We start from the raw sequence: 23260 nt of genomic DNA, 5'->3' as shown, positions 1-23260 counted from the left end.
CCATCGTCAGGCGTCAGCGCAGCGCCTGCTTCACATAGACGTCGTAGCGGCTGGTCTTCTCCTCCACCACATGACTCGGCGCGAGCCCGCCGATCGGTTCGGCCTTGCGTGGCCGCTTGACCACCACACGATGCGTCGCGACCTCCAGCGCCGCCTCGAGCAGCGCAGGGGCATCCGCATCATCACCGGCCAGGGCGCGGAAGACACGCATCTCCTTCTTGACCAATGCCGACTTGTCACGATGCGGGTACATCGGGTCGAGATGCACCACCTGAGGCGGCTGGTCCCACTGCGTCACCAGCTCCCCAAGCTCCCGCGTGGCATCACCGTGCAGCGCCTGCATGCGCAGCGCGATCTCGCGAATCTCATCATCCGCGCAGCCCTGTGCCCGGGTCAGGCCATCGACCAGGATCGCCGCCGTAGCCGCCACGCGCTCGATCATCAATACCGGTGCCCCGAGACTCGCCAGCACGAAGGCATCACGCCCGAGCCCTGCGGTGGCATCGACGATGCTCGGCAGTGCGCCTCGGTTCAGGCCACAGGCGCGTGCGATCAGCTGGTTGCGCCCCCCGCCGAAACGACGGCGATGATCGGCACGACCGGCGACGAAATCGACGCACAGCGGCTTGCCGTATTCGCGCTCGTCTCCGGCGATCACCAGGCGCGGTGCGCCCTGCTCGTCCAGCGCCACCTCGAGCTTGAGCGCCGGCATCTCGTCATCTTCCCGCAGCGCGATACCGAAATGTGCCGCCAGCATGGCGAGTTCCGGGCGCGCCTGCAGCCGTGAACGGGCAATGGCGATCACGGGAGCGGCATCGGCCGCTGCATCATGGGCAGCAAGGGAGTCTTCGGGTGGCAGCATGGATGGGCTCTATGAGAAACGGTGAAGCGAAACGGTGAACGCAGGAAAAGGGAAACTCGCATGGCATGCGATCAGGCTGACAAACGCCGACGGCGCCGCAAGAGCGACGCCGTCAGGGGACAAGCTTACGTCATCGCGCGCATGGCTTACAGCAGCAACAGCATGCCGAACAGCATCATGCCCAGCAGCAGGCGGTAGATGACGAAGGGCAGCATGCCGATGCTGTCGATGGCCTTGAGGAACAGCTTGATGCACACCAGCGCGGAGACGAAGGACAGCACCACGCCGAGGGCGACATCGAACAGCTGGGCCTCACTGCCGGTCTCGATCAGCTCCAGACCCTTGAGCAGGCCGGCCGCGACGATCAGCGGAATCGACAGCAGGAAGGAGAAGCGCGCGGCGCTCTGACGCTCGAAGCCCAGCAGCAGCGCGGCGGTGATGGTGATGCCCGAACGCGAGGTGCCGGGAATCAGGGCCAGCGCCTGGAACAGGCCGATGATCAGCGCACCCTTGAGCGTCAGCGTCGCCAGGTCACGCGTGCGTGCGCCCTTGACGTCCGCCCACCACAGCAGCAGACCGAAGACGATGGTGGTGGTACCGATCACCGCGATCGAGCGCCCGGCCGTTTCCACCACATCGCCCAGCAGGCCGCCGAAGATCACGGCCGGCAGCGTCGCCAGCAACACCGCCCAGCCCAGACGGCTGTCTTCGGTCTGGCGCGCCGCCAGCGTGCCGCTGCCGCTGAACTGACCAAACCAGCCAGCGAGAATATTGGCGACATCCTTGCGGAAGGCCATCACCACGGCCAGCAAGGTACCGACGTGTACCGCGACATCAAACGCCAGCCCCTGGTCCGGCCAGCCGAACACCTGGGAGGGCAGAATCAGGTGGGCGGAGGAGGAAATCGGCAGAAATTCCGTCAGACCTTGAATGACGGCCAACGCCACCACATGCATGAGTTCCATGAAACATCCTTTTAAGAGAGACGGGCCTCAGTGGCCCACACGGACGACAGACATCGTCTGTGGCACTGCACGTGCCGAAGTGACAGAACAACGCTTTGCGTCAAGCCGCGCCGTGAGTGTCGGGCGCGACATGATGATGCGCGAACCTTATGTCAGCCTTGGCTGAACCCACGATGACGCAACGAGATGGCAATCCCTGGCGCCATCAGCGCCATGCCACCTCATTGCGCAGATAGACCGGCTGGGCCTCGACCGCCGACACCGCTTCACCGCGGGCATACGCCTGGGCGGCCAGCATCACCATGGCCTCGGCATCCGGTTGCGGCTCGGGCAGTTGCAGTGCCAGGCTGGCACGCACGCTCTCGGGCAGCTCGTCGTGCATCACCAGCCCCGAACCGACCGCCAGCCAGTCATGCTCACGCAGCGCCGCAGGCAGCTCCAGCAGGCCCGGAGCGCAGACCTGCTCGGGTAGCACCTGCTCGACCTCGATCTCGCCGTCAGCGCGCGTCACGACGCGATAGGCGCCGGTATAGAGCTCGCCCATGCGTGCATCCAGCATCGGCAGCACGAAACGCGCGTGATGCTGGCGGTGGGCCTGCAGTGACAGGGCCGCCAGCGTCGAGACGCCGATCACCGGCACATCGAGACCGAAGGCGAGGCCCTGGATGGTGCCAGCGGCGATGCGCAACCCGGTGAACGAGCCCGGTCCGTGGCCATAGGCCAGGGCGTCGAGGTCATTGAGGGTCAGATCGGCAGCGGCCAGCAGCGCCTCGATCATCGGCATCATGCGCTGGGTGTGCTGACGGGGAGCCTCACAGCGCTCGGCAGTAACAACGCCGTCTTGCCACAGGGCAACGGAACAGGCGGAAGAGGATGCATCGATGGCCAGAAGCGTGGTCATGGGCGGTTCGTCGTCAGAAAAATGTGACGCGATTCTACCCGTCCCCCGCGGGCAGCAAAAGACGCAGGCTGTCCACGGCTGGTGTCGGCCGCGGGCGTCACTCCTGCTGCAACCCCTACGCCCACGCCGTCAAGCGGCCTGCCGCAACGCCTGATTCCTGATTCGCGCCAGTAGGCGAAGAACAAAAAAACGCCCGCAGACAATGTCTACGGGCGTTCTTCGTCAGGCGGCCGGCTTCACCAGCGCGATCAGATCTGTTCCAGCTGAGCCACCTGAGGCGTGCCAGGCAATCAGTGCTCCAGCGCGCTGACCAGCTGAGCACGAATGTCGTCGACGGAGCCGACGCCTTCGATGCGGTGGTAGGCCGGGGCCTGGGCATCGCCAGTGGCAGACCAGCTGGAGTAGTACTCGACCAGCGGTTCCGTCTGTTCGTGATAGACAGACAGGCGGTTGCGCACGGTGGCTTCGCGGTCGTCTTCACGCTGGATCAGGGCTTCGCCGGTGACGTCGTCCTTGCCTTCTTCGCGCGGCGGGTTGTACTCGATGTGGTAGACGCGACCGGAATCCGGGTGCACACGACGACCGGAAAGACGCTTGACGATCTCTTCGTCAGCGACGGCGATCTCGACCACGTGGTCCAGCTTCACGCCGGCTTCCTTCATGGCGTCAGCCTGCGGAATGGTGCGCGGGAAGCCGTCGAACAGGAAGCCGTTCTCGCAATCGGGCTGGCTGATGCGCTCCTTGACCAGGGCGATGATGATCTCGTCGGACACCAGTCCGCCGGTATTCATGATCTCCTTGACCTTGAGTCCCAGCTCGCTGCCGGCCTTGACCGCGGCGCGCAGCATATCTCCGGTAGAGATCTGCGGGATGTTGAAACGCTCGCAGATGAACTGGGCCTGGGTGCCCTTGCCGGCGCCGGGGGCGCCCAACAGGATCAAACGCATCGGTACTGCTCCTTGAGTGTGCAAATGAAAAGCATCAAACGGGTGTAAAGGGTCATCTGGCGCTGGTGCACCTTGCCCTCGGCGGCAGATGGCCATCCAAGGCGCTCTGGTCGTCGACACGTTCGAGGTGTAGCGGCGAAACTCGCGGCGTCGAGACGCTCGACTACCTCATGAGGGCCGAACGCAGCGAGCGTATCGATGACCAGGATGAATATGGGCAGCGGACCAATATGTGCTGCGCTAAACGACGGCGCGCACGGATGATCTCATTATGTCATCGCCATGCAATGTAGAGCTGACGATACCGTTCACACGACGCCGGCACAAGCACACCAAAGGCGCGTATGCCGCCCTTTGGCACTGTTTTGGCGCGCAGGAGGGCCTGTCGCCCTCCTCGCCGGTTGCCGTCCTGCCATACACGGCTGTCATGACACGAAAACGCCCCCTGCGGCACGCGGTCGCAGAGGGCGTCTTTCCACTCACGCCGGGCCACCTTGCTCAGTCGCCGTGGCGTGATCAGGCTGAGTCATGTCAGCCGTTGCTGTGCCAATGTCTCACTCGGTGACGTCTTCCGCCTGGCTGCTGCGACGCAGGCGCACTGCCTTGGCACGCTTGCTGCGCAGACGGATGTTGAGCATTTCCACCGCCAGCGAGAAGGCCATCGCCACGTAGATGTAGCCCTTGGGCACGTGGACACCGAAGCCTTCGACCATCAGCATCATGCCGACCATGATCAGGAAGGACAGCGCCAGCATCTTGATGGTCGGGTGACGATCGACGAAATCGCCAATGGGTTTGGCGGCCACCATCATGATGCCCACCGAAATGACGATGGCGATGACCATCACCATCAGGTGGTCGACCATGCCCACCGCCGTGATCACCGAATCCAGCGAGAAGACGATATCGATCAGCGCTATCTGCAGCATGATCGACATGAAACCGGCTCCGCCTTTCTTCGCGCCCTCTTCGGCAGGGTCTTCGCCTTCCAGGTTGGCGTGGATCTCGTGGGTGCTCTTGCCGAGCAGGAACAGGCCCCCGAAGACCAGAATCAGGTCGCGTCCCGAGAAGCTGAAGTCGGCCACGCTGAACAGGGGCGCGGTCAGTGACATCAGCCACGACAGCGACATCAGCAGCACGATGCGCATGCCCATCGCCAGGCCCAGGCCGATCATGCGCCCGCGCTGACGCTGGGACTCGGGCAGCCGCGCGACCAGAATCGACAGGAAGATGATGTTGTCGATGCCCAGCACGATCTCAAGCGCGGTCAGGGTCGCCAGGGCCACCCATGCCGAAGGGTCCATCAACCATTCCATTGTCTTGCTCCTTGTGTGTTGCGAGAACCGGCCTTCCCGGGTCGTGCCAGCACGATGCGACAGATCGCGGCAGGTTGGCGTGAAGCATCGCATGTTGTGCAGGGCAGCAACAGCGGTCGCCGCCCTGCCACGCCAACGGACATGCACAAAAAAACGGCCTCCCGAAGGAGGCCGTTATTTCAGCCAGACCTGTCAGCGAGGAGCGCCTTCACCTTCCAGGAAGGTCAAGGCACCCGCGCTTCATGCCATAGGCATCATCAGAGCAGCATGCGACGCACGTCGGTCAGCACCTGAGCCAGATACGCCGTGAAGCGTGCTGCATCCGCCCCGTTCACCGCACGGTGATCGTAGGACAGTGACAGCGGCATCATCAGACGCGGCTGGAAGGCAGCGCCGTCCCACACCGGCTTCATCTGCGCCTTGGAGACGCCCAGGATGGCGACTTCCGGCGTGTTGACGATCGGTGTGAAGGCAGTACCGCCAATGGAGCCAAGGCTCGAGATGGTGAAGCAACCACCAGTCATCTCTTCGCGCTTGAGCTTCTTGGTCTGCGCCTTCTTGGCCAGTTCCACGGATTCCTTGGCCAGGTCCAGCAGGCTCTTCTGATCCGCATTGCGGATCACCGGCACCATCAGGCCGTCCGGCGTATCCACTGCGATACCGATGTGCACGTACTTCTTGTGCACCAGGGTCTCGCCGTCGGCCTTGAGGCTGACGTTGAACTGCGGATACTTGGCCAGCGCGTGAGCCGCCGCCTTGATCATGAACGGCAGCGGCGTGAGCTTGGCACCTGCCGCTTCCGCCTCGGCCTTCATGGACTTGCGGAAGGCCTCGAGCTCGGTGATATCGGCTTCATCGAACTGGGTCACGTGCGGGACGTTGAGCCAGCTGCGATGCAGGTTGGTGGCACCGGCCTTCATCAGGCGGCCCATCTTCTTCTCTTCGATTTCACCGAACTGGCTGAAGTCCTGATCCGGCACCTGCGGGATACCGGCACCGCCGGTAGCCTGCGCGGCAGGGGCTGCCGGTGCGGACTTGGCCTTCTGCATCATCTGCTTGACGTAGGCCTGGACATCTTCCTTCACCACACGGCCCTTCGGACCGCTGCCGGAGACGTCCGCCAGGTCGACACCGAACTCACGTGCCAGCAGGCGAACCGCAGGCCCTGCGTGGACCTTGGCCCCCTTGCTCGGCTTGTGAGCGGCCATCTGGGCTTCCGGGCTCGGTGCACTGGCCGGTGTCGGAGACGGCTTCTGCTCGCTCTTTTCCGCCTTGGGAGCGGCCGGCGCTTCGGACTTGGCAGCCTTCGGCGCAGGCGCGGCACCCGCGACCTCGATGTAACCGATCAGGTCACCCTCGGAGACGGTGTCACCTTCCTTGACGGAAAGTTCCACCACCTTGCCCTTGTAGGGGCTCGGGATGTCCATGGTCGCCTTGTCGGACTCGAGCGTGATCAGCGCGTCTTCCTCGTTGACCTCGTCACCGACGGCCACGGCCATCTCGATGATCGGCACGCTGTCGCTGCCGGAGAGATCCGGGACACGCAATTCCTTGCGCTCCGGCTCACCGGAGGCCGGCTCTTCTTCAGCAGCCGGTGCGTCGGAAGAGGTGTCTTCAGAGGTAGGCTCGGAGGAAGAAGCCTGCTCGGCCGGCGCGGAATCAGACGCGCTGTCACCGCCTTCACCGGCGATTTCCATCTGACCGATGACGTCACCGGAAGAGACGCTGTCGCCTTCCTTGACGGTCAGTTTGACGATCTTGCCCTTGTGCGGGCTCGGGACGTCCATGCTGGCCTTGTCGGATTCCAGCGTGATCAGCGCATCTTCGGCGTCGACTTCATCGCCTTCGGAGACGGCCATCTCGATGATCGGCACGGCTTCGGAGTCGCCCAGGTCCGGCACGACGATGTCGACGGTCTGGGTACCACCGGAAGCGGCCTTCGGTGCAGAAGCGTCTTCCTTCGGCGCTTGCTGCTCAGAGGCTTCCTGCTTGGGAGCCTCTTCCTTCGGCGCTTCCTGCTCGTCAGAAGCGTCAGAGGAGGTGTCACCACCGCCTTCGGCTTCCAGTTCCAGGATATCGTCGCCTTCGGAGACGGTGTCGCCTTCCTTGACGAGAATCTTCACCACCTTGCCGCCCTTCGGTGCCGGCACATCCATGCTGGCCTTGTCGGACTCAAGAGTGATCATGGTGTCTTCGGCGGAGATGACATCTCCTACCGCCACCGCTATCTCGATGATCTCGACATCGGAACTACCGCCAATGTCGGGAACCTTGATGATTTCGCTGCTCAAGATCGTGCTCCTTCCAAAACGTGCACGGGGAGCGGCACCCGAATCACCTGCGCATCATCATGATGTCGAGGAGGGAGTGCCGCTCGCCTGTTCCGCGATCTCCGCTCAGACGTTCAGCGGATTCGGCTTGTTGGGGTCGATGCCGTAGGTCTTGATCGCTTCCGCGACCACCTTGCGGTCGATCTCACCACGATCCGCCAGCGCCTTCAGGGCCTGGACGGTGACGAAGTTGCGGTCGACTTCGAAGAAGTGACGCAGCTTCTCGCGGGTATCGGAACGACCGAAACCGTCGGTACCGAGCACGTGATAGTCAGCCGGCACCCAGGCACGAACCTGGTCAGCAAACAGCTTCATGTAGTCAGTGGCAGCCACGACCGGGCCGTCACGTCCTTCCAGACACTGAGTGACGTGCGGCTTGGCCGGGGTTTCTTCCGGCTTGAGGAAGGCCTGACGATCCAGTTCCAGCGCTTCGCGACGCAGCTCGTTGAAGCTGGTGACGCTCCAGATGTCGGCGTCGACACCGTAGTCCTGCTTGAGCATCTCGGCGGCTGCCTCGACTTCACGCAGGATGGTGCCGGAACCCAGCAGCTGAACGCGTGCCTTGCCGTCCTTGCCGCCTTCCTTGAGCAGGTACATCCCCTTGATGATGTCCTCTGCGGGCACCGTCTCGAGTGCCGGCTGCTCGTAGTTCTCGTTCATCACCGCCAGGTAGTAGAAGACCGGCTCGTGCTGCTCGAACATACGCTTCATGCCGTCCTGCACGATGACCGCCACTTCGTGAGCGTAGGTCGGGTCGTAGGTGCGGCAGTTCGGGATGGTCGAGGCCAGGATATGGCTGTGGCCATCCTGGTGCTGCAGACCTTCGCCGTTCAGGGTGGTACGACCGGCAGTACCGCCGACCAGGAAGCCACGTGCCTGCAGGTCGCCTGCGGCCCACGCCAGGTCACCGATGCGCTGGAAGCCGAACATCGAGTAGTAGACGTAGAACGGCATCAGCGGCAGGTTGTGGTTGGCATAGGACGTTGCCGCCGCCACCCAGGCAGACATGGCGCCTGCTTCGGTGATGCCTTCCTCGAGGACCTGACCTTTCTGGTCCTCGCGGTAATACATGATCTGACCCTTGTCGACCGGCTCATACTTCTGGCCTGCCGCGGTGTAGATACCCAGCTGACGGAACATGCCCTCCATGCCGAAGGTACGCGCTTCGTCAGGAATGATCGGCACGACACGCTCGCCGAGGGTCTTGTGCTTGACCAGACCGTTGAGCACGCGCACGAAGGCCATGGTGGTGGACACTTCGCGGCCGTTGGAACCCTTGAGCTGGGACGCGAAGATCTTGTCGTCCAGCGGCGGAATTTCCAGCGTTTCGTACTCGGTGCGACGCTGCGGCAGATAGCCGTTCAGACGTTCGCGCATGAGGTGCATGTACTTCATTTCCGGACTGTCATCAGCCGGCTTGTAGTACGGCACTTCCTCGAGCTGTTCGTCGGTCAGCGGGATACCGAAGCGATCGCGGAATGTCTTCAGCGCTTCGTGTTCCATGGTCTTGACCTGGTGGGCTTCGTTGGCCGCTTCGCCATCGCCCATGCCCATGCCGTAACCCTTGACGGTGTGCGCCAGGATGACGGTCGGACGACCATTGGAGTTGTTGACCGCTTCGTGATACGCCGCGTAGACCTTGTACGGATCGTGGCCACCACGGTTCAGACGCCAGATGTCGTCGTCTGACATGTCCTTGACCAGATCGGCCGTCTCCGGGTACTTGCCGAAGAAGTGCTCACGCGTGTACGCGCCGCCATTGGCCTTGTAGTTCTGGTAGTCGCCGTCGACCGCTTCGTCCATGCGCTTCTGCAGGATGCCTTTCTTGTCCTGTTCGAAGAGCGGATCCCAGAAGCGACCCCAGGTGACCTTGAGCACGTTCCAGTCGGCACCACGGAAGACGCCTTCCAGCTCGTCCATGATGCGGCCGTTGCCGCGCACCGGACCGTCAAGACGCTGCAGGTTGCAGTTGATGACGAAGATCAGGTTGTCGAGATTCTCGCGGCCAGCCAGCGAGATGGCACCCAGGGATTCCGGCTCGTCACACTCGCCGTCACCCATGAAGCACCACACCTTGCGGTCGTACATGGACTTCAACTCACGCGAGTTGAGGTACTTCATGACGTGCGCCTGGTAGATCGCCTGGATCGGGCCCAGACCCATGGAGACGGTCGGGAACTGCCAGTAATCCGGCATCAGCCACGGGTGCGGATAGGAAGACAGGCCGTTGCCGTCGACTTCCTGACGGAAGCTGTCCATCTGCTCCTGGCTGAGACGACCTTCCAGGAAGGAACGGGCGTAGATGCCCGGCGCCACGTGCCCCTGGATGTAGAGCAGATCGCCCTCGAAATCTCCTTCCGGTGCACGGAAGAAGTGGTTGAAACCTACGTCGTAAAGCGTCGCACTGGACATGAAGCTCGAGATGTGACCGCCCAGGCCCTTGTGGGCACGGTTGTTGCGGATCACCTGAGCGATGGCGTTGTAACGGATAAGCGAACGGATACGACGCTCCATGAACAGGTCGCCCGGCATGCGCGCTTCGCGATGCACGGGGATACTGTTGCGATGGGGCGTGGTCACCGAGAAGGGCACCTGATGGCCATCACGACGCAGGCGGTCGGCCAAGCGTGTCATCAGGTACTGGGCACGATCCTCACCCTCACGATCCAGAACCGATTCCAGGGAGTCCAACCATTCCGTGGTTTCGATCGGATCGAGATCTTCTCTTGCCTCCAGACTCATAGACGTCTCTCCGAGTGAAGAAATTTTTTGTCAAACGTTTCGACGAACAGCGATATCGAAACCAGTGGCGCTCTTCAGTGTGGGCACGACCTTCTGAGTGGGTCGCATCTCCGATAAACCTGTCGTGACCGGGTCTTGCCGGCCGTCAATCTCGACGCGCATCCTGCGCCAAAGCAGGGCACAAGATGCAGTCATTTGGCGTGAAAGATACCGCAAACACCCCCGCGTGCCAATTCAGGGCAGCAAGACTCACCGAGCAGGTGCAACGCTTGGCTGCCCCGCAGCAGCACTGGCCTCATGCGCCTTGCGGTCGGGACTCATACGCCAGACTGAGCCGCCCTCGATAGCCGTGATGTAGTAAAACTACCAACGCGCCCCGCCACTGGGCGTTTCCTGCATGGAGACGCCACACAATGCTGCAATGCACCATCGCGAGACACCTGCGACCTTAGTCCTGAATGTCGTCCAGCAGGCGATCGAAGTAAGCCCAATCGAAGGCCGGGCCAGGATCCGTCTTGCGCAACGGCGCAATCCGCGCATGCGAGGTGATGCGCTCGCGCGTCAGCGCGGGATAGCTCGTCATCAGGCCGGCCACGGTGCGTGCCAGGGTGCGATATTGGACATCGCGATAGGGATGCACCTCATCGCCCTCGAGCTCGATGCCGATGGTGAAGTCATTGAGCTCGACACGTTCACGCTGACCGTCATGCCAGCGCGAGCGACCTGCGTGCCAGGCACGACGATCGAAGGGCACGAACTGCACCAGGCGACCGTCGCGCTGGATCAGCACGTGCGCCGAGACGCGCAGCTGATGGATATCGGCAAAGTAAGGGTGGGCGCCGGGGTCGAGCTGATTGGTGAACAGCTGCTCGATGGCCGGGCCGCCGAAGCGTCCGGGCGGCAGGCTGATGGAATGCAGCACCAGCGCCGAGACTTCTCCCTCGGGACGAGCATTGTGATTGGGAGACGGCACCTGACGGGCGCTCTCCAGCCAGTGCTCGGGGGTGACCGCCAGACGCGTCAGGTGGCCCGACCGCGGGGAAGAGGACAAGGGGGGCATCGAAGACTCCAGACGGGAAGGTCGTCGCACGCGGGGACTGACCGCTCGCGTGGCTTTTCCTATAATGGCGCACATTATGGCATGCTCGGCAGCCACGGGTCTGTGTCACTGCCCCGGCACACGCACAGACCCCGGCTCCGGCAGCACTCTTCGTACAAGGATCAGACGCGCATGAACTTCCACGACGCCCTCGCCGAGGATATCCGTACCAGCGCCGCCCGCCTGCTCGCCGAGGATGTCGGCGGTGGCGATATCACCGCCGAATTGATTCCGGAGCGCCAGTGGGCCAAGGCGCGCGTGATCAGTCGCGAACCGGCCATCCTGTGCGGTGTGCCCTGGGTCGATGAGCTGTTTCGGCGCCTCGATCCGCGCGTCAGCCTCAAGTGGCTGGCCAGCGACGGTGATCGCCTCGAGGCCGACGCGCCCTTTCTGGAGCTGGAAGGCCCGGCACGTTCGCTGCTGACCGGCGAGCGCGCGGCGCTCAACCTGCTGCAGACGCTCTCCGGCACCGCGACCCGCGCCAGCCACTATGCCTCGCTGGTCGAGGGCAGTGGCGTGCGCCTGCTCGATACCCGCAAGACCCTGCCTGGCATGCGTGTCGCCCAGAAATACGCCGTCAGCTGCGGTGGTGGCCACAATCATCGCATCGGCCTCTATGACGCCTTCCTGATCAAGGAAAACCATATCGCCGCCTGTGGCAGCATCGCGGCGGCGGTACGTGAGGCGCGCGACATCGCCTCCGACGTCACCTGTGAAGTGGAAGTCGAGAATTTCGAGGAACTGGCCCAGGCGCTGGATGCCGGTGCCGACGTCATCATGCTCGACAACTTCGACAACGATCAGCTCATCGAGGCCGTGGCGCGCAACAAGGCGCATGCCAAGCCGGCCGTGCTGGAAGCCTCCGGCAACGTCAGCGAGGCGACCCTGCCGGGTATCGCCGCCACCGGCGTGGATTGCATCTCGATCGGCGCGCTGACCAAGGACGTGACCTCCATCGACCTGTCGATGCGCATCTACACTGTCGAGACCCGCTAGCCAACGACAGGTGAATGCCTTCCTGCTGGCCAGCTCCTGTCCTGCAGAGGTCGCCGCTGACGCCGGCCCATCTGTCACGACACATTGCCATGCCGCCAGGGAGGCGCCCCATGTCCCAGCCATCTCCTCATCAACCGCCACCTGAAGCCCCCAAGGCATCAGGCGGCGGCTGGCAGACGCGCCGCTGGAGTCTCTACGCGCCGATCTATGACCGTGTGGCCGCCCGCATCCTGCGCTCCGCGCGGCGTGATGCCATCGCGACTCTCGATATCCAGGCGGGCACCCGCGTGCTGCTGCTCGGCGGTGGCACCGGGCTCGACCTGCCCTTCCTGCCCCGAGACATCGAACTCGAGGTGATCGATGCCTCCCCCGCCATGCTGCGCCGCTGTCGCGAGCGCGCCGAGACGCTGGGCTTCGATGCCAACGTCAAGCCGGGCGACGCCATGGCGCTCGACTTCCCCGATGGCTATTTCGATGTCGTCATCGCCCACCTGATCATCGCCGTGGTGCCCCAGCCCCAGCGCGCCTTCGATGAAGCGCTGCGCGTGCTGGCCAGCGATGGCGAGCTGTCACTGCTCGACAAGGGCCTGCGCGGCAATCGCCCGGCCGGGCGACTGCGTCGTCTGCTCAATCCTCTGGCCCGGCTGGTGGCGACCAACCTCAATGTGCCGCTGGACAACCTGCTGGAGGGCCATGCGGTGCAGCGACTCGAGGACCGCGACCTCGGCCCCGGCGGGGCGTTGCGCCACATGCATCTGCGCAAGATCTGATCTGCACTGCCACTCCCCCCTTGCATTGCGCGCTCGGCATCGCCACGCAATGAGCACACCCGGATGACGAGAGCGACACGGCTCGAGGCACCTGCCTGGGCTCTCGTCGCCGTCGCTCCCTGCAAGGAGGTTTGCATGCAGATTGATCTACGCGGCCGCAGCGCCATCATCAGTGGTTCCACTGCCGGTATCGGCTTCGCCATCGCCACAGGGCTTGCCCGCGCAGGCGCCAGTGTCACCTTGACCGGCCGCACCCAGGCACGTGTCGATGAGGCCGTCGCCAGCCTCAGAGACAAGGCGCCCGGCAGCGAGGTACAGGGCGTGGCCGCGGACCTGGGCACACGCGAAGGCTGTGACACGCTGATCCGCGCCGTGCCGGACACCGATATCCTGATCAACAATGTCGGCATCTTCGCCCCGCAGGATTTCTTCGACACCGACGACGACACCTGGGAGCAGTTCTTCCAGGTCAACGTGATGTCGGCGGTGCGCCTGTCCCGCCACTATGCGCGCGGCATGAAGGAGCGCGACTGGGGCCGCATCCAGTTCCTGTCCAGCGAATCGGCGCTCAACATCCCCAGCGAGATGGTCCACTACGGCATGACCAAATCGGCGGTGCAGTCCGTCTCGCGTGGGCTCGCCAAGGTGATGTCCGGCACCCGGGTGACCGTCAACGCCATCCTGCCGGGGCCGACCCGCTCCGAGGGCGTGCTCGAGATGCTCAAGCAGAATGCCGAGGAGCAAGGCAGGTCACTTGAGGAGGTCGAGGCCGACTTCGTCAAGCAGGCCCGCCCGACCTCCATCCTGCAGCGCCTGGCAAGCCCCGAGGAAGTCGCCAACATGAGTGTCTACGCTGCCTCCGAACAGGCCAGCGCCACCACCGGCGCCGCACTGCGCGTGGAAGGCGGCATCGTCGACACCATGGCCTGATCGATCTGATCACGCGGCATAACTGACACCATGCCAGACGCGACACCATGCCAGACGCAAGACGCCCCCACCGGATGACCGGCGGGAGCGTCTTCATGTTAAGCATCACAGTGCTGTGCGCTTCACTCACCCAGGCGCTTCACTCGTCGAGACGTTTCTCGAAGCGCTCGCGCTTGAGACAGATGCCATCGCGCTTGACGTGCTCAAGCCCCAGACTGTGCCAGCCACGGCGGGCCAGGCCCGGTGACAGCGTCAGGCTGGCTTCCAGGCTCATCACGCGCACCTTGCGCTCACGCAGGTCGCGCTCGGCCGCCGCCAGCAACTGGCTGCCGATGCCCTGCCCCATCAGACTCGGATAGACGTAAAGCATCTCGATACGCGCCAGCGGCCATTCGGGGGCGTACTCGCAGAAGCCGATGCAGCGACCATCACGCTCCGCGACCAGCACCTCGAAGCGATGCTGACGCGCGGCCCAGCGTTCGGCGTCGCGCGGGACACGCGCGGCCCACTGCTGGCGCTGCGCCAGATCATAGTGGCCGGCAGCACCCTGCATGACGGCCTGGTAGAACACCTCGGCCTGATCCGCGGCATGCTGCGGCTGCGCCGCCACGATATGAACACGCTCCCTGGCCACTTCACGGCTATCGGTCTGGCTGTGCAATCGTTCGTCCTCCTTGTGTCCTCAAACGAGGACGATGTATTCATGGAAAATCTGACAGGCCCACGGCTGTCACCTGTCACTGAAGCGTCCTGTTCAGCCGCTGAAGGACACCTCATCGAAGCGGCTGGCCCGGGGGTGATCTCCCGTGACCATGTCCGGCTCCCGCACCAGCTGCCAGGTATGGAAGCCGGCGGCAGCGGCGGCGTCCAGCTCGGCGACGACATCCGACAGGAACAGGATCTCCGCGCCCGGAATGCCCAGCTGACCGGCGATGCGGCGATAGCTCTCGGCTTCCTGCTTGGGGCCCGTGGTGGTGTCGAAGTAGCCGGCAAACAGCGGAGTCAGATCGCCGACATCGGAATGCCCGAACAGCAGCTTCTGGGCCTGGATGGAGCCTGAAGAGTAGACATACAAGGACAGTCCGCGTTCCTTCCAGTCACGCAATCCCTTCACGGCATCGGGATAGACATGGCCGGTGAAGTCACCGTCCGCGTAGCCCTGTGCCCAGACCATGCCCTGCAGCGCCTTGAGCGGCGTGGCCTTGCGGTCGGCATCGATCCAGCCTTCCAGAATGGCGATCACGGCCTCGAGATCGGCCGCGGGCGCCTCGGCCAGCTCGCGGGTGGCGGCCAGCTGCTCGGCGACGTCCTCACGCTCGGCGTTGGCGCGCACGAAATCGCCCAGATTGGCGCGCGCATAGGGGAACAGCACCTGATGCACGAAGCGAATCGAGCCGGTCGTGCCCTCGATGTCGGTGACGATGGCGCGAATCATGCGGACTCCTGGGAATGCGGGGCTGCGGTCTGGGTAAAGTGCTCGGCCAGCGCTTCATGACGCGGGAAGCGGGCGGCGATGTCATTGTCGGTGAAGTTGGCGATCCAGCCTTCCGGATTGGTGAACAGGCGGATGGCGGTGAAGTCCGGCGTCGGCCCCATGTCGAACCAGTGCGGCGTGCCGGCCGGCACGGCGATCAGGTCATCCTTCTCGCAACCGACCGCCAGCACGCGCTCGCCCAGATGCAGGTAGAAGATGCCGCTGCCGCGCACGAAGAAGCGCACCTCATGCTCCGCGTGGCGGTGCTCATCGAGGAACTTGCCGCGCAGGGCGTCGCGGTCAGGATGATCCGGCGTCAGGCCGATCACGTCGGCGGTGACGAAACCGTTCTCGGACTTGAGACGCGCGACATCGTCGGCGTAGGCCGCCAGCACCTGGGTCTGGTCGGTGGGATCACTCAACTCGCAGCCCGCCGTCCAGCGCTCGAAGCGAATGCCTTCGGCCTCGAGTTCGCTGGCGATCTGCGCGCCATCATTGGTGATCAACTGCGGACGCGAGGCGTCCTGCTCGGCGTAGATGGCCAGAAAGCTCATCGCTGTCTCCTCAGTTCCAGTTCACAACCCATCAGGAAATCGAGCGCTTCGACATGGCGGCGACAGGCCGTCATGCTGCTGGCCCAGGTGTAGAGGCCATGGCCGCGGATCAGGTAGCCGTGCAGATCGGCATCGGCGGCCAGCCGGGCACGCACGTCCAGCGCCAGCGCCTCGATATCCTGAGTATTGTCGAAGACGGCCAGGCGTACCGCCGTCTCATGACTCTTGACGCCTTCCAGCGCCTTGTTGAGCTCGAAACCCTCCAGGCTCAGGGTGTCGCCCTCATGGCACAGTGACAGTACGGTGGCGGTCCTGGAGTGGGTATGCAGAATCGCCTGTGCGTGGGGCAGGTCTTCATAGAGCTGACCATGCAGGCGCGCCTCGTCAGAGGCCTTGCGGGAAGTGCCCTGCAGCCTGACGGCAAAATCGCTGACCAGAATGTCGCCACTGGTCAGGCGGCCCTTGTGGCAACCCGAGGCGGTGACCGCCATCAGGCGATCGCTGAGACGACAGGAGAAGTTGCCACCGGTGGCCGGCACCTGCCCGGCAGCATCCAGCGCCTGACCGGCCTCGATCAACTGTTGGCTCGCCAGTGCTAGGCGGTCGAGGTCCAGTGTCAACGGCAGGCCGTCGGCAGCGGCAATGGCGATAGGGTCTGACATGATCAAAGTTGCCCTCAAGAGTCGCGCGGGGCATTCACGCCCCGTCGCCAGCATCACGATTCAGCGCCACGCGGCGCTGCTCTCGCGGCAGACTACACAAGCCGACCCAGTGAGACCAGTCATGCCGCGCGACGACGGGCATGGCATCATGGCGGTCTGGAATGTCACACGACATTCTGCGCCATCATCACTTCAGCCTCTGCCACGGTCTTGCCATGTCCTCTTCCGATCAGCCCGCCAGCCCCCACCCGACCGCCGACACGGCCGAGCGCCCGATGAGCGACGCCGCACTGGCCAGGCGCCTGCCGCTGCTGCCCCCTCATCTGCGCGAGCAGGCCGCGGCGCTGGGGCAACAGGCCATGCAGCCGGTGGGCATCATCGAAAGCTGCTACCCGGACAAGTTCGGCATTCCCCGCCAGCCGGGGCTGGCGCGCCACGCCACCGCCATCCTGCACCTGCTGCCACCCTTCGATGACCCGGACTGCGTGCGCGACATCGAGGGCTTCAGCCATCTGTGGATCCACTTCCTGTTCCACGCCAGCCCCACACGCTGGACGCCCTTGATCCGCCCGCCGCGCCTGGGGGGCAACGCGCGCACCGGCGTCTTCGCCTCGCGCAGCACCCATCGTCCCAACCGGCTGGGGCAGTCGGTGGTCGAACTGGCAGGCGTCGAGACGGCGGCCAACGCCACGCCGGATGGCGGGCAGTCGGGCAAGCGCAACGGCGTGCGCCTGCTGCTGCGCGGTCACGACCTGCTCGATGGCACACCGGTGATGGACATCAAGCCGTATCTGCCGTGGGTCGATGCGGTGCCCGAAGCGCGTGCCGGCTATGCGCCTGCGCCACCGCCGCGTCACGCCGTCGTCTTCAGCGCACAGGCCGAGCAGACACTGGCGACCCGGGCCGACAGCGCCACGCTGCGCGCGCTGATCGAGGAAGTGCTCGCCCAGGACCCGCGCCCCGCCTATCACGCCGCCAGGCCCGCCGATGGCAAGCGCCAGTATGGCGTGCGGCTGGTGGACGTGGATGTGCGCTTCACGGCCCGCACGCAACCCGATGGCTCCTTGACGATGGAGGTCGCAGCCATCGTGGCCGTCTGATCAACCCCCTGCGCGAGCCAGGGCAACGCCTTGCCCAGTGGGGGTCAACGCCTTGCATGAAGCGGATCGAAGGATTGCGCGCGCCAGATCAAGACAATGCCGGATTGGATTGGCAAACCGTCACGAGACCTGACCATACTGGGCGTGCGTTCCTTCATCTCCACTCGCTTCACCGGGAGTCCGCCGCATGAGTATCCGTCTGCTTGCCTTTGCCGCCAGTACCCGCAAGGCCTCCGTCAATCGACGCCTGATCGAGCGCCTGGCGCACCACGCTCGGCAGGAAGGTGCCGAGGTCAGTCTGCTCGATCTCAACGACTTCCCGATGCCGCTCTACGATGGCGACAGCGAAGAGGCCAATGGCCGTCCCGCCAGCGCCGACCGCCTGCAGGAGATGCTGGCCAGCCATCAGGGGCTGCTGCTGGCGACACCGGAATACAACGGTTTCTTCAGCCCGCTGCTCAAGAACACCTTCGACTGGTTGTCACGCCCGGCGGCGGATGGCCAGAGCGGCATGGACGCCCTGCGCGGCATGCCGGTCGGCATCGTCTCGGCCTCACCCGGTGCCATGGGCGGCATGCGCGCGTTGCCCTTCGTGCGCCTGTACCTGAACAACCTCGGCATGCTGGTCGCGCCCCAGCAGATCGCGGTCTCGCGTGCCGCCAGCGCCTTCCACGAGGATGGCAGCCTGGATGACGAAGGCCAGGACCACGCCCTCGCGGCTGTCGCCCGCCAGGTGATCGACCTGGCCAGCCTGCGCGCCTCCTGAAGCGCCACGCCTCTTTCCTCACAGCTACGTTCCCGGCCAGACACTTGGCGCCTGCCAAACAAGAACGGCCCCCTGCCGATGGCAGGGGGCCGTTCCTTGATGCGCAGTCTGCGTGACGTCACAGCCTCAAGGCCCCAATGCGCCACCCAAGCTCAGGCTCAGGCCGAGAAATCGATACCGATACGGCGACCGACTTCCTCGTAGGCTTCGATCACGCCGCCCAGGCCCTGACGGAAGCGGTCCTTGTCGAGCTTCTCGCGCGTCTCGGCATCCCACAGACGGCAGCCGTCCGGCGAGAATTCGTCACCCAGCACGACTTCACCCTTGAAGACGCCGAACTCGAGCTTGTAGTCGACCAGCAGGATGCCGCCGTCGAGGAACAGCTGCTTGAGGATGTCATTGACCTGGAAGGTCAGTTCCTTGGCGCGCGCCAGGTGCTTGGGCTCTGCCCAGCCGAAGGTCTCGACCAGCGACTCGTTGATCATCGGGTCGCCCTTCTCGTCGTTCTTGAGGAACAGCTCGAAGGTCGGCGGATTGAGCTCGATGCCTTCCTCGACACCCAGACGACGCACCAGTGAACCGGCGGAGATGTTACGCACCACGCACTCCACCGCCATCATGTCGAGACGCTTGACCAGACATTCGTTGTCGCTGACCAGACGCTCGAAGTGGGTCGGGATACCGGCCGCCTTGAGTTTCTCCATGATGAAGGCATTGAACTTGTTGTTGACCATGCCCTTGCGATCCAGCTGCTCGATACGCTTGCCGTCGAAGGCGCTGGTATCGTCGCGGAATTCCAGCAGCAGAAGATCCGGGTCGTCAGTGACGAAGACGGATTTGGCCTTGCCAGCGTAGAGCTCTTCACGCTTTTCCATGAGATTCCCCCTGATGACGCTAGACGCGTCGAGTGTTGAGGCGGTCGACGATGAATCGATCACGCTTGAGTCTGTCACGCCCAGTCGAGAAGGACTGTGGCGCTGGTGTATGAGGTGATTCGAGAGCTGTCCATCTGGTCAGCTCATCCAGAATCACAAACGCCCGATCGCGAAGCGACCGGGCGTCATGAATATCAGGCGATGGCCTGCCAGCCAAAGCCGCTGTCCTGCGCGGCGATGATCAGGCGACTATCGTCATCCGCAAGCCAGGGGGCCAGTGCCTCCCGGGCCAATGACGGATGGTTGTTGCTCTCCGACAGGTGCGAGGCCACCAGCCGCTGCAGGCGCGCCAGCCCCAGATAAGGCAAGGCGGCACACGCCTGGGCATTGGCCAGGTGACCGAGCCGCCCCCCGACCCGCCGCTTGAGGCTGGGCGGATACGGCCCGCTGGCCAGCATCTGCGGATCGTGGTTGAACTCCATCACCAGCGCATCGCAATCGGCAAAGCACTGCAGCACATGCTCACTGACGTGACCGAGATCGGTCAGCACGCCGAGGCGACGCGTGGCGGTCTCACCGCGCCGGTTGAAGACGAACTGCACCGGCTCGCGCGCATCGTGGGGCACCGTGACCGGCAGAATCTCGAGATCCTTGATCGCGAACTCCTGCTGCGGCGTGATCAGATGGCGACTCGGCAGCGCGCCGAGCTTCTTGGCACGCCCGGCAAGCCAGGTGCCGGTGGTCAGATGCACCGGCACACCATGGCGACGCGCCAGCGGCCCCACGCCGCTCAGGTGATCACCATGTTCATGCGTGACCAGCACGGCGTCCAGCTGCGAGGGATGCACGCCGAGGCGCGCCAGGCGGGCCTCGGTCTCCTTGAGGGTGAAGCCGCAATCGACCAGCACCAGTGCCTCGCGGGTGCGGATCAGCGTGCCGTTGCCCTTGCTGCCGCTGCCCAGCGAAGCCATCGCCATCACGCCCTGGGCGTCGTCACTCGGCCCACGGGCGGCCGTCAGGCCAGCCACCAGCGCCCCACTGCCTGCCACCGGGAGGGGGATCTGAAACGACGCAGCCGCCTCACCCGACGAGTCGTCAGATGAGGCGGCGCAAGGCGTGTCGAGCCACATGCTCAGCGCAGTGTCGACGCCACGGCGTCGAGCAGCTCACGCGCCAGTGCCGGCGTGGTCTCTTCACCATCGGCACGGGTCGCCGTGACCAGGGTGTGGTCATTCTCGGCGCGCAGCTTGAGTACCATCGGCACCGGGTCACCATCGCCCCCGATACCCAACCAGCCGCCATCACGCTCTTCACGCGGGATGTAATCGACCATGAACTCGCCACGCGAGCGGTCCTGATCGGTCAGCGTCTGGTAGTCGGTGTTGAAGTTCTTCTGCAGCTGATAGAGCAGCTCGGCCCAGCTGCGCTCGGTGTCCAGCGCCAGATCGACCTGCCAGGTGCCATCGCGGCCTTCCAGGCGCACGCGGTCATCACGGCTGAGCGACTGGGCCGCCAGCGAGACGCCGCTATCGGCGGAAGACGCGGCCAGATAGCCGCTCAGCGCGTTCAGGCAGCTGCCGGCGACATCGCCGCCCTGCTGACAACGCACTTCGGAGGCATCGGCACGCAGCCCCTGGCTGACGCTGATGATGCCCTGGGCCGTGGTGATCTCGCCCTTGCCGGCATCGATGCTCTGCACATCAAGGCCCTGGTCGCGCACGAAGGACTGCAGACGCGTCCACACCGCTGCCGGCGCGGCGTTCACGGCCAGCCAGCGTGCATCGCCACTCTGACGCATGGCGACGAACTCACGCCCGCCCTGCTCGCTGGTCGCCAGTGGCTGGGGACGCGGTGCCTCGAAGTCGTCGCTGGCCAGGAAGTCACTGCTGGCCTGCGGCACCGGCATGGAATCCTGGTAATCACCACGATTGATCGTGTCCGGCAGCTCCAGCGGCGGCGCGATGCTGGCATCGGCATACTCGCTGTTGCGATCGTAGTAGTAGCCATCACTGGAACAACCTGCGACCGCGAGCGCCGTCAGCAGGGCCAGTGGCACGAAACGCTGACTCATCAGTTGAGCACCTCGGCCAGTTGCAGTGCTTCCTCGACCGTGGAGTGATACTGCTCGGACAGCCAGGTCAGCGGCAGACGCACGCCGGATTCCGGCGACAGGCCCATGCGGTGCATGGCGAACTTGACCGGGATCGGGTTGGACTCGACGCCCATCGCGGAGTGCAGCGGCATCAGGCGCGTGTTGATCTGGTGAGCGCGCTCGGCATCGCCGGCCACGGCGGCTTCACACATCTCGTGCATCAGGCGCGGCGCGACGTTGGCCGTCACGGAGATATCGCCGTGGCCGCCCATCAGGATGAAGTCGCAGGCCGTGGGGTCATCGCCGGAGTAGAGCGCGAAGTCAGTGTCCTTGAGGCGGTCGATCAGTTCCTGACCGCGCTCCAGGTTGCCGGTGGCATCCTTGAGGCCGACGATGTTGTCGAGCTCGGCGAGGCGGAAGACCGTCTCGTTGTAGATATCGGAGCAGGTGCGACCCGGCACGTTGTAGAGAATGACCGGGATACCGGCCTGCTCGGCGACCGCCTTGAAGTGCTGGTAGAGCCCTTCCTGGGTCGGCTTGTTGTAGTACGGCGCCACGGAGAGGCAGTAATCCGCACCGACTTCCTTGGCGTAGCGAGCCAGCTCGACCGCTTCGGAGGTGGCGTTGGCGCCCGTGCCGGCGATGACCGGAATCTTGCCGGCGACCGTCTCGACCACACAGCGGATGACATCGAAGTGCTCCGCGAAGGACATGGTGGTCGGCTCGCCGGTGGTGCCGGCGGCGACGATGGCATCGGTGCCATTTTCGAGGTGGAAGGCGACCAGCTGGCGCAGGGCGTCCCAGTCGATCTCGCCGGTGGCCTTCATCGGGGTCGCCAGTGCGACAATGCTACCTGTGATCATCCCTCGAATTCTCCTCTGGTGCCTGATGCGCCAGGCGTGTCCCTGCGCTGTTGAAACAACGGATCTCGGGGACAGACATCTGACATAAATTGGTTGACGCAGGACTCTGATTGCGTGGGCACGCCGACACGCGAGTCGCGTCAAGGGTGATGATGTTACAAAGACCATCGAAGCCTGTACAGACGCCATCTGCACCGGTTGTGCAAAGCGGTGGATTCCCTCGCCTTTCCACGGGGCAGATGCACGGTGGATGGGCGCGATGGCGCCGGTCGCCAAGACGGTGAAACACAAGAGTTCTGCCCTGTCTTTGACAAGTCAGGACGCCCTGCGTGTAATGCAGGACACACCGCAGAAGCGGGCAAGCGCGATGTCCATCACTGCCGGTTTTTTTCATCATTCAGCACTGTCAGCCACCACATGGCCGTCAGTCATCGCCAGGAGAGCACGATGAGCGTCAGCCTCGGTCAGCCAATTCCCGACTTTACCGCCCAGGCCACCAGTGACACCGAAGTCACTCCGGCCAGCCTCAAGGGCAAGCAAGCCGTCATCTATTTCTACCCGAAGGACCACACGCCGGGCTGCACCACCGAAGGCGGTGACTTCCGCGACAACCTCGAGGAATTCGAAGCGGCCAACACCGTGATTCTCGGCGTTTCCCGCGACAGCCTGCGCACCCATGAGAACTTCCGCGCGAAACAGGGCTACCCGTTCGAGCTGATCAGCGACCCGGACGAGACCCTGTGCAAGCTCTTTGACGTCATTCACATGAAGAAATTCATGGGCAAGGAAAGTCTCGGCGTGGTGCGCTCCACCTTCCTGATCGACGCCGACGGCAATCTGGCGCGCGAATGGCGTGGCGTGAAGGTCAAGGGCCATGTCGAGGAAGTGCTGGAAGCCGCCCGCGAGCTCAACGCTGACCGCTAGTCTCGAATGGCAGCAGCTCGAGTGGCAGCAGCTCATGTGACATCAGCTCGTGAAGAAACAGCTGAGCAGAGAGCGCCTGTGCGCCAGCCGCC

22 protein-coding genes are annotated in these 23260 nt (G+C 64.2%); 6 read left to right on the top strand and 16 right to left on the bottom strand.

Going from position 1 to position 23260, the window contains the following annotated elements:
- Positions 1 to 13: 13 nt before the first annotated feature.
- From ACJJV2_RS01995 to ampD, 8 genes are all read right to left on the bottom strand, one after another.
- A complete protein-coding gene (locus ACJJV2_RS01995) occupies positions 14 to 712 on the bottom strand; it encodes a class I SAM-dependent methyltransferase (RefSeq protein ID WP_225348174.1) in 699 nt (232 codons plus the stop codon).
- 296 nt (positions 713 to 1008) lie between these two features.
- Positions 1009 to 1827 carry an undecaprenyl-diphosphate phosphatase gene (locus tag ACJJV2_RS01990; protein WP_043333784.1) on the bottom strand — a complete coding sequence of 273 codons (819 nt, stop codon included), beginning with the start codon at positions 1825 to 1827 and terminating at the stop codon, positions 1009 to 1011.
- A gap of 205 nt (positions 1828 to 2032) precedes the next feature.
- On the bottom strand, positions 2033 to 2728 hold the full coding sequence (tsaB, locus tag ACJJV2_RS01985) for a tRNA (adenosine(37)-N6)-threonylcarbamoyltransferase complex dimerization subunit type 1 TsaB (protein WP_225347286.1): 696 nt from the start codon (positions 2726 to 2728) through the stop codon (positions 2033 to 2035).
- Positions 2729 to 3018: 290 nt separating this feature from the next.
- Complete coding sequence (adk, locus tag ACJJV2_RS01980; RefSeq protein WP_131432716.1) at positions 3019 to 3675, bottom strand: adenylate kinase; 657 nt, start codon at positions 3673 to 3675, stop codon at positions 3019 to 3021.
- 554 nt (positions 3676 to 4229) lie between these two features.
- A complete protein-coding gene (locus tag ACJJV2_RS01975; RefSeq protein WP_405277947.1) occupies positions 4230 to 4991 on the bottom strand; it encodes a TerC family protein in 762 nt (253 codons plus the stop codon).
- A gap of 257 nt (positions 4992 to 5248) precedes the next feature.
- Entirely contained in the window at positions 5249 to 7282 is a 2034-nt protein-coding gene (aceF, locus tag ACJJV2_RS01970) for a pyruvate dehydrogenase complex dihydrolipoyllysine-residue acetyltransferase (protein WP_405277945.1), read from the bottom strand.
- A 105-nt stretch (positions 7283 to 7387) separates the two neighbouring features.
- Positions 7388 to 10063 (bottom strand): pyruvate dehydrogenase (acetyl-transferring), homodimeric type, encoded by a 2676-nt coding sequence (aceE, locus tag ACJJV2_RS01965; protein ID WP_405277943.1) that lies wholly within the window; start codon positions 10061 to 10063, stop codon positions 7388 to 7390.
- A gap of 448 nt (positions 10064 to 10511) precedes the next feature.
- Positions 10512 to 11123 carry a 1,6-anhydro-N-acetylmuramyl-L-alanine amidase AmpD gene (ampD, locus tag ACJJV2_RS01960; protein WP_405277941.1) on the bottom strand — a complete coding sequence of 204 codons (612 nt, stop codon included), beginning with the start codon at positions 11121 to 11123 and terminating at the stop codon, positions 10512 to 10514.
- A gap of 171 nt (positions 11124 to 11294) precedes the next feature.
- On the opposite strand from ampD, the gene nadC reads away from it, so the two are divergent.
- The 3 genes from nadC to ACJJV2_RS01945 all read left to right on the top strand — a co-directional run bounded on the left by nadC (position 11295) and on the right by ACJJV2_RS01945 (position 13858).
- Positions 11295 to 12158: a carboxylating nicotinate-nucleotide diphosphorylase gene (nadC, locus tag ACJJV2_RS01955; protein WP_054556845.1), complete on the top strand. Its 864-nt coding sequence runs from the start codon at positions 11295 to 11297 to the stop codon at positions 12156 to 12158.
- Between the two features lie 110 nt (positions 12159 to 12268).
- A complete protein-coding gene (locus ACJJV2_RS01950) occupies positions 12269 to 12928 on the top strand; it encodes a class I SAM-dependent methyltransferase (protein WP_405277939.1) in 660 nt (219 codons plus the stop codon).
- A 135-nt stretch (positions 12929 to 13063) separates the two neighbouring features.
- Positions 13064 to 13858, top strand: a complete 795-nt coding sequence (locus ACJJV2_RS01945) for an SDR family NAD(P)-dependent oxidoreductase (protein ID WP_405277937.1) — start codon at positions 13064 to 13066, stop codon at positions 13856 to 13858.
- A gap of 139 nt (positions 13859 to 13997) precedes the next feature.
- Here ACJJV2_RS01945 and ACJJV2_RS01940 read toward each other — a convergent pair whose 3' ends face one another.
- The 4 genes from ACJJV2_RS01940 to ACJJV2_RS01925 form a co-directional block, all read right to left on the bottom strand.
- Complete coding sequence (locus ACJJV2_RS01940) at positions 13998 to 14519, bottom strand: GNAT family N-acetyltransferase (RefSeq protein WP_052384567.1); 522 nt, start codon at positions 14517 to 14519, stop codon at positions 13998 to 14000.
- 93 nt (positions 14520 to 14612) lie between these two features.
- On the bottom strand, positions 14613 to 15293 hold the full coding sequence (mtnC, locus tag ACJJV2_RS01935; RefSeq protein ID WP_043333776.1) for an acireductone synthase: 681 nt from the start codon (positions 15291 to 15293) through the stop codon (positions 14613 to 14615).
- Positions 15290 to 15886, bottom strand: a complete 597-nt coding sequence (locus tag ACJJV2_RS01930; protein WP_405277934.1) for a 1,2-dihydroxy-3-keto-5-methylthiopentene dioxygenase — start codon at positions 15884 to 15886, stop codon at positions 15290 to 15292. The genes mtnC and ACJJV2_RS01930 overlap by 4 nt, the downstream gene beginning before the upstream one ends.
- Complete coding sequence (locus ACJJV2_RS01925; RefSeq protein ID WP_405277932.1) at positions 15883 to 16548, bottom strand: methylthioribulose 1-phosphate dehydratase; 666 nt, start codon at positions 16546 to 16548, stop codon at positions 15883 to 15885. The genes ACJJV2_RS01930 and ACJJV2_RS01925 overlap by 4 nt, the downstream gene beginning before the upstream one ends.
- Positions 16549 to 16907: 359 nt before the next feature.
- On the opposite strand from ACJJV2_RS01925, the gene tsaA reads away from it, so the two are divergent.
- Together tsaA and ACJJV2_RS01915 are read left to right on the top strand one after the other, a co-directional pair.
- Positions 16908 to 17648, top strand: a complete 741-nt coding sequence (gene tsaA, locus ACJJV2_RS01920) for a tRNA (N6-threonylcarbamoyladenosine(37)-N6)-methyltransferase TrmO (protein WP_405278640.1) — start codon at positions 16908 to 16910, stop codon at positions 17646 to 17648.
- Positions 17649 to 17835: 187 nt separating this feature from the next.
- The gene (locus ACJJV2_RS01915; protein ID WP_043333775.1) at positions 17836 to 18414 is read left to right on the top strand and encodes an NADPH-dependent FMN reductase; all 579 of its coding nucleotides are present in this window, start codon (positions 17836 to 17838) and stop codon (positions 18412 to 18414) included.
- Positions 18415 to 18572: 158 nt separating this feature from the next.
- On the opposite strand, the gene purC is transcribed toward ACJJV2_RS01915, so the two are convergent.
- From purC to dapA, 4 genes are all read right to left on the bottom strand, one after another.
- Positions 18573 to 19289 carry a phosphoribosylaminoimidazolesuccinocarboxamide synthase gene (purC, locus tag ACJJV2_RS01910; RefSeq protein ID WP_043333774.1) on the bottom strand — a complete coding sequence of 239 codons (717 nt, stop codon included), beginning with the start codon at positions 19287 to 19289 and terminating at the stop codon, positions 18573 to 18575.
- 194 nt (positions 19290 to 19483) lie between these two features.
- Complete coding sequence (locus tag ACJJV2_RS01905) at positions 19484 to 20266, bottom strand: MBL fold metallo-hydrolase (RefSeq protein ID WP_043333823.1); 783 nt, start codon at positions 20264 to 20266, stop codon at positions 19484 to 19486.
- A gap of 155 nt (positions 20267 to 20421) precedes the next feature.
- The gene (locus ACJJV2_RS01900) at positions 20422 to 21360 is read right to left on the bottom strand and encodes a hypothetical protein (RefSeq protein ID WP_054556839.1); all 939 of its coding nucleotides are present in this window, start codon (positions 21358 to 21360) and stop codon (positions 20422 to 20424) included.
- Positions 21360 to 22244, bottom strand: a complete 885-nt coding sequence (dapA, locus tag ACJJV2_RS01895; RefSeq protein WP_405277929.1) for a 4-hydroxy-tetrahydrodipicolinate synthase — start codon at positions 22242 to 22244, stop codon at positions 21360 to 21362. The genes ACJJV2_RS01900 and dapA overlap by 1 nt, the downstream gene beginning before the upstream one ends.
- Positions 22245 to 22691: 447 nt before the next feature.
- Here dapA and ACJJV2_RS01890 point away from each other — a divergent pair, with 447 nt between their 5' ends.
- A complete protein-coding gene (locus tag ACJJV2_RS01890; protein ID WP_279834773.1) occupies positions 22692 to 23168 on the top strand; it encodes a peroxiredoxin in 477 nt (158 codons plus the stop codon).
- Positions 23169 to 23260 lie beyond the last annotated feature (92 nt).

Origin of the sequence: Cobetia sp. Ld8, from assembly GCF_045066615.1 — a bacterium.
GTDB lineage: Bacteria > Pseudomonadota > Gammaproteobacteria > Pseudomonadales > Halomonadaceae > Cobetia > Cobetia amphilecti.
The sequence above is the reverse complement of the archived record's forward strand: the minus strand, read 5'-3'. Positions and strand labels throughout refer to the sequence as shown.

Bases quoted from the DNA above. Each gene is read 5' to 3' on its own strand.
- ACJJV2_RS01995 (WP_225348174.1), bottom strand. From the start codon at position 712: ATGCCGGCGCTCAAGCTCGAGGTGGCGCTGGACGAGCAGGGCGCACCG.
- ACJJV2_RS01905 (WP_043333823.1), bottom strand. From the start codon at position 20,266: ATGGCGATGGCTTCGCTGGGCAGCGGCAGCAAGGGCAACGGCACGCTG.
- ACJJV2_RS01945 (WP_405277937.1), top strand. From the start codon at position 13,064: ATGCAGATTGATCTACGCGGCCGCAGCGCCATCATCAGTGGTTCCACT.
- ACJJV2_RS01990 (WP_043333784.1), bottom strand. From the start codon at position 1,827: ATGGAACTCATGCATGTGGTGGCGTTGGCCGTCATTCAAGGTCTGACG.
- dapA (WP_405277929.1), bottom strand. From the start codon at position 22,244: ATGATCACAGGTAGCATTGTCGCACTGGCGACCCCGATGAAGGCCACC.
- ACJJV2_RS01890 (WP_279834773.1), top strand. From the start codon at position 22,692: ATGAGCGTCAGCCTCGGTCAGCCAATTCCCGACTTTACCGCCCAGGCC.
- ACJJV2_RS01900 (WP_054556839.1), bottom strand. From the start codon at position 21,360: ATGAGTCAGCGTTTCGTGCCACTGGCCCTGCTGACGGCGCTCGCGGTC.
- ACJJV2_RS01925 (WP_405277932.1), bottom strand. From the start codon at position 16,548: ATGTCAGACCCTATCGCCATTGCCGCTGCCGACGGCCTGCCGTTGACA.
- ACJJV2_RS01975 (WP_405277947.1), bottom strand. From the start codon at position 4,991: ATGGAATGGTTGATGGACCCTTCGGCATGGGTGGCCCTGGCGACCCTG.
- purC (WP_043333774.1), bottom strand. From the start codon at position 19,289: ATGGAAAAGCGTGAAGAGCTCTACGCTGGCAAGGCCAAATCCGTCTTC.
- ampD (WP_405277941.1), bottom strand. From the start codon at position 11,123: ATGCCCCCCTTGTCCTCTTCCCCGCGGTCGGGCCACCTGACGCGTCTG.
- aceE (WP_405277943.1), bottom strand. From the start codon at position 10,063: ATGAGTCTGGAGGCAAGAGAAGATCTCGATCCGATCGAAACCACGGAA.
- ACJJV2_RS01915 (WP_043333775.1), top strand. From the start codon at position 17,836: ATGAGTATCCGTCTGCTTGCCTTTGCCGCCAGTACCCGCAAGGCCTCC.
- adk (WP_131432716.1), bottom strand. From the start codon at position 3,675: ATGCGTTTGATCCTGTTGGGCGCCCCCGGCGCCGGCAAGGGCACCCAG.
- ACJJV2_RS01950 (WP_405277939.1), top strand. From the start codon at position 12,269: ATGTCCCAGCCATCTCCTCATCAACCGCCACCTGAAGCCCCCAAGGCA.
- ACJJV2_RS01930 (WP_405277934.1), bottom strand. From the start codon at position 15,886: ATGAGCTTTCTGGCCATCTACGCCGAGCAGGACGCCTCGCGTCCGCAG.
- nadC (WP_054556845.1), top strand. From the start codon at position 11,295: ATGAACTTCCACGACGCCCTCGCCGAGGATATCCGTACCAGCGCCGCC.
- tsaB (WP_225347286.1), bottom strand. From the start codon at position 2,728: ATGACCACGCTTCTGGCCATCGATGCATCCTCTTCCGCCTGTTCCGTT.
- tsaA (WP_405278640.1), top strand. From the start codon at position 16,908: ATGCAGCCGGTGGGCATCATCGAAAGCTGCTACCCGGACAAGTTCGGC.
- mtnC (WP_043333776.1), bottom strand. From the start codon at position 15,293: ATGATTCGCGCCATCGTCACCGACATCGAGGGCACGACCGGCTCGATT.